This window comes from Bacillus sp. AP50 (assembly GCF_040492675.1).
GTDB classification, from domain to species: Bacteria; Bacillota; Bacilli; order Bacillales; family Bacillaceae_G; genus Bacillus_A; species Bacillus_A cereus.
Map to the genome: position 1 here is coordinate 1 of NZ_JBEUTW010000113.1, position 5,368 is coordinate 5,368.

A 5,368-nucleotide genomic window follows, 5' to 3' on the forward strand; every position below is an offset into this window, starting at 1 on the left:
CTGGTATACCAGCGCTATGCGTTAGTAGTTGATGTATTGTAATATCTTCATCGAAGTTTGAAAATTTTATCTCTAGACAATCTTTTAATTTTGTATGAAAAGAAATAAAACCTTTTTCAACAAGTTGACAGATGCCAATTGCAGTGAAAATTTTACATCCTGAGGCAATGCCAAATCTTGTTTGTATCGTATTGTTTATACATTCACTTTGGTTTGCGTAACCCAAAGCTTTTTCATAGACTAAGTCTTTTTCTTTTTTTACTAAAACTACTCCAGAGAAATCTATTTTCTTTTGTATTTCTTTTATAATTTTATCAATTTCATCTTTTGTTTTTATCACGACAACCACCCTTATCTTTCGGTATTGTTCTTTCCCCTTATTGATTTTTCCATATAAAGGGGAAAGAACCCTTTTATTAAATACGATAAATTGTTAATGAGAACACAAAGTTCATTTCGAATTTATCCCGCTATGTGTGGGCAGTAAGACCCCCATCTCAAAATTCAGCGAAAGCAAAGAAGTTAAGTGGGGACCCTGCTGCCCGTAAAAGCCCGCTTGGTGAGGGCTGATAATCAGTGGGGGGGATGCCCCCTGATTAAAGTTTCACTTTATTGATTCAGTAAAATACAACTTAGATTGTGATGGGAATAAAGTAAACACACACAAGACGATAGTAATAAATAACATGATGAATGAACCTACAATAACTACAAGTTGTATAGAAATGAACTGAGTCGCAACACCAGATAATATTGTAATAAAGATTGTTACTAACGCAATAACAAGTCCATATATACTCCCGATCCGTCCCATTATATGAACGGGAACGTTATTTTGGTAAAATGTATAAAATCCTGTATTTGCATATGCCATAGAGAAAGATAAAATAAAGAATCCAATAGCAGCTATTAAAAATACATTTGAAAAAGCATAAATTAAATAACCAATTGCGATGAATAATGATCCTATTCCAATTAGAAATGAAGGTGCTAATTTCTTTGATAAAATTGTATTTGTTATGGCACCTAAAATAATTCCTGCACCAGCTATACTAACTAGAAAACCGTATTCGCTATCTGTTAGTAGTAATACCTCTTTCGCAAACGATAGTTCAAGTGAATCAATAGCAGTTGCTAATACGAACATACTTTGAAATAAGAAATACACACATACGACATACACATGTTTTCTACTAAAATTTATAACAGTGTTCCAATCTTTTTTTAATACTGTAAGAGATAATGTATTACTAGTTGTATCCAAATCTTCTTTCTTATCAGGATTAGGTAAAAGTAATGTAATGAATCCTGATAAGAGAAATGCTATAGCATTTATATATATAGCAATCTCTGGTGTACTCGCAATTAATAAAACCCCTGCTATCGCTGGACCAATTAAAAATGCACCAGATCCTATTAAACTACGTAATGAGTTGAAACGTTGTCTTTGTTCTACTGGAATTAATTTCGTCATATACGTCATAGCAGTTGGCTCATAAATTGCACTGGCCATACTTATAAAGAATACAAATACATAAACAATCCAAAGTGACGGAAGTAAAGGTAAAATAGCGATAAATAACGCCCGATATATATCGAGGTGAATCATTAATTTCCGTTTATTTAAACGATCAATCATACTCCCAGACCAAGCGTTTGTAAATAAAGTGGCTAATGGTTTTATTACATATAAAGTAGCAACAGCTAAGGCTGATCCACCCATATTATAGACAAGTACATTCAGTGCTATTAAGTAAATCCATGCCCCTAAATTCGCAATACCAACACCGGACAGTAGTAATAAAGGATATTTCCAATCTTTAAGAAAGTTTTTCATTTTTGGCCCCCGCTTTCCAAATTGTTTTAAAACAATAAAAAAATCCCACCCCCAAGACTTTTAATCTTAGGGACGAGATTTATCATCGCGGTGCCACCCTAGTTTGTTAATATGTCACCATATTAACCTTATCAGGTACTGCATTCTAACTCATGCTTATACCATAGCTCTATAACGGGAGCTCCCGTCACACCATCCCCTAATAATAGGTTCCGATGCGCTGCTCAGAGGCTTGGTTCAATAAAGAATTTTTACTCCTTTTCAGCTAAATGGAGCTCTCTGTAAAAAATTCATTTTATTTACTCTTCTCTTCACTGCATTTGATTTTTTCCATATTATCACAATTATTTTTAACTGTAAATAAAAAATAATCAGATATTTAATACCGTGTCTCTATTAATTCATTTATTTATTGTTTTTTCTGAAAATTACGGTGCGTGAAATTACTTACAGCTCTAAAGAAAGAGCCATTTGCATCTAGCTCCTTCCAAATACCTGAATTAATTCGTATTCGCCTCTGTTAACGGTTGTAACGGCGGTTCTAATTCTAGTTCTAGTGTATCTCCTTCATGTAAATCTTGTCCTTTTTCAATACTTTGGCTCGTTACATAACCTGTACCAGAAGTTTTCAAATCTAATTTCAAAAGCTTAGAGAAATACATAACATCACGCATGGACCAACCTTTTACATTTGGCATTTGTGCGTTATTCCCTAATAAAAATATACGATCACCTTCACTCATTACCTCGCCAGACTGTGGATATTGTTTTATTATTTTTCCTTCTCCTAAAATTACCGGCTGTAGCTTCTCTTTTTCTACACTTTTCTCTGCTGTACCCATCGATTGATTTACATAATTTTGTACTTTTAATTGAGATTGTTTCGCTGCATCAGCTATTTGTTTTTCGGTATACGGTTTCACCTTTAAATATTCAAGGCTGTTTTTTATAACAGGTTTAAATATTTCAGCAAGAGGCTGAGCTCCATATTCATCTCCTTTTAACTTTGGCTGCTTAATAGCTAAGTATACGATTAACTCCGGATCATCAATTGGAGCCATTCCTAAAAAGGAGAAAATGTAATTCTCTTTCCCTTCCATATATCGGCCGTTTTCAGGATTCGGGATTTGTGCTGTTCCTGTCTTACCTCCAATTGGATAACCATCCACTTTATACATTGTACCAGTTCCTTTTGAAGATGTTATAACACGCTCCATTAAGCTTCTAACCTTGTCCGCTGTTTCTTTTTTTATCGGATTCCCAATTTCTTTCGGTTGATTTTCCATAATAACTTCTTTGTTTGTTGGATTTACAACTTTATCAACGATATATGGTTGCATCATTTTCCCGTCATTTGCTATAGCAGTAGCCGCTTGGATTAATTGAATCGGAGTTACTGTAGAACCTTGACCGAAAGAAGTTGTAACCTGTTGAATTTGCGTATTTAATAATAAAGTATTTTTACTTTCTCCAGGTAAATCTATTCCTGTTTTTTGATTGAATCCAAATTTATTCATATATTGCTTAAATTTATTTGGTTTCAGTAACTGATCTTCTAAAATAGAAAAAGCTACGTTTGATGATCTTTCAAAACCTTCATCAAATGTAATTGATCCCCATCCAAATCCACCATTATGATCTTTTATATCAGAGGAACCAACGGAATATTTTCCAGATTGAAAATATTCTTTTCCGTTATATACACCTTCATTAATGGCAGCTGCTAACGTAAAAACTTTCATAGTTGAACCTGGTTCATATGCATTTGCAATCGGATCATTTAAAAAGTATTCGATATCACCTACATTAGGATTGTAACTAGGTTTACTAGCCATCGCTAAAACCTTTCCTGTTTTTGGATCAGCAATAATGCCAATTAACATAGAAGGATCATAATGCTCTTGTGCTTTGTTCATCGCTTCTTCTAAAAAGCTATTAATTTGTTTATCAAGCGTTAAATACACGTGATTCCCATTTTTAGCAGGTTCTACTTTACCTATATCATTTGTAAGCGGAATCCCCCTTCGTGTACCCACATATTCTATATTCCCGTTTGTCGAGCGCAAATATTTATCCAAACTCTTTTCAAGCCCAAACTTCCCTTCCGTATTCCCTTTGTCATCTGGTCTAGCAAAACCCAGTATATAGGATGCAAAGTCTTCATTCGGATACACTCTTGCTTTTTCCGACATAAAAGATACACCTGGTATTTTTAAATCATTAATTTTTTCCTTCTTTTCCCTAGATAAGTTCCGACCAATTTTCCCAATTTCAACTTGCGTACGCCCTTCATGAAAGTTTTTTAATACTTCTTCTTTATCAATTTCAAGCGCATCGGCTAATTGTTGTGCGGTTTCATCTTTATTTTTCACTTTATCTTTTCCTTTTAAATTAACAACAACTCGATATGTTGTAGAATCTTGTACTAACACCTTTCCGGTTTGGTCATAGATAGTACCACGATTCGCTTCTAAAATACCTTTTTTATTATGTTGTTCATCCGCTAGATCCTTTACATTTACATTATGCACGACTCCTACTGCCTGAATATAGACTATACGCAAAATCATAATAAGAAACAAAACAATAAAAGCAATCATCATATATCGAGCGCCTTTATTCGTTTGAAGTTTTTGCATACTTATCTCCTCTCTTTTGGAATGGATTCGTACGAAGATGCGTTTTATAATTTGTAGTTTTTGTTTACGATACTATATGTTTCGAAGTTTTCTTTTTAATTCCTTTAAAACAATACGAAACTAACTATTGTTATTTTTTGTTTTTGTTTTATTTTATTAAAATACGGTGCGTGAAATTTCCGAATATTAACTTCACCAAAACTTGATTGCATAGCACTCTAAACTCTTTTCTTATTTACTATAAAAAGTTCCCCTCTGGATTTCCAAAGGGGAACTTTTTATAAGAAAATTATGCGATATGGTTATATTTTGCTAAGAAAGGAATTCGTCTCGCTACTAATGCATACATTTTGAATACGAATTTCGCTATTGGTTCAAACATACGTGTACTTTGCATTACTAAACCGCTCGTAACAAGTGTTATGAAAGCTGCACCAAGTATATCTAAAGGATAATGAACACCTACATACATACGTGATATACCGACTAACACTGCCCATAATAGCGCGATATATTTCAGTTTTTCTCCTCTAAGAATAAATACGAAGGCGATTGAAAATACAAGTACAGAATGATCACTAACAAATGATGAATCTGCTGCATGTGGTACTAATTGATGTACATCATGTGATACAAACGGACGCGGATGGTAATATACCGCATGTATAAGAACATTTACTATTAATGCAATAATAACCGAAAGCGTCGTATATAAAACTGTATATTGTTTTCTAATTGCATTCTCTTTCTTTCCATTATTAAACCATAAGATAAGCATAAATAAAATGGCTACGTATGCAGCGCTATTTGTAATTGCAACCATTATTGTATCTAATAGTTTGGATGAATCAGCAAAATTATTAAACCACTGAAATACTGTGTAATTCATAAT

General features: G+C 33.4%; 4 protein-coding genes and 1 other annotated feature. All 4 genes read right to left on the reverse strand.

Features of this window, described 5'->3' with window-relative positions:
- Positions 1–340, reverse strand: a 340-nt coding sequence (locus tag ABWK52_RS10215) for a serine hydrolase domain-containing protein (RefSeq protein ID WP_353771928.1), incomplete at its 3' end; no start/stop codon positions are given.
- 264 nt (positions 341–604) lie between these two features.
- Positions 605–1,837 (reverse strand): MFS transporter, encoded by a 1,233-nt coding sequence (locus ABWK52_RS10220; protein WP_353771929.1) that lies wholly within the window; start codon positions 1,835–1,837, stop codon positions 605–607.
- A 65-nt stretch (positions 1,838–1,902) separates the two neighbouring features.
- Positions 1,903–2,161: a binding site (T-box leader), on the reverse strand.
- Between the two features lie 176 nt (positions 2,162–2,337).
- Positions 2,338–4,476, reverse strand: a complete 2,139-nt coding sequence (locus ABWK52_RS10225) for a penicillin-binding protein (protein ID WP_098541866.1) — start codon at positions 4,474–4,476, stop codon at positions 2,338–2,340.
- Between the two features lie 289 nt (positions 4,477–4,765).
- Positions 4,766–5,365, reverse strand: a complete 600-nt coding sequence (locus ABWK52_RS10230) for an undecaprenyl-diphosphatase (RefSeq protein ID WP_098541864.1) — start codon at positions 5,363–5,365, stop codon at positions 4,766–4,768.
- Positions 5,366–5,368 lie beyond the last annotated feature (3 nt).

Excerpts from the sequence above, each read along its gene's own strand:
- ABWK52_RS10220 (WP_353771929.1), bottom strand. The coding sequence starts at position 1,837 with ATGAAAAACTTTCTTAAAGATTGGAAATATCCTTTATTACTACTGTCC.
- ABWK52_RS10225 (WP_098541866.1), bottom strand. The coding sequence starts at position 4,476 with ATGCAAAAACTTCAAACGAATAAAGGCGCTCGATATATGATGATTGCT.
- ABWK52_RS10230 (WP_098541864.1), bottom strand. The coding sequence starts at position 5,365 with ATGAATTACACAGTATTTCAGTGGTTTAATAATTTTGCTGATTCATCC.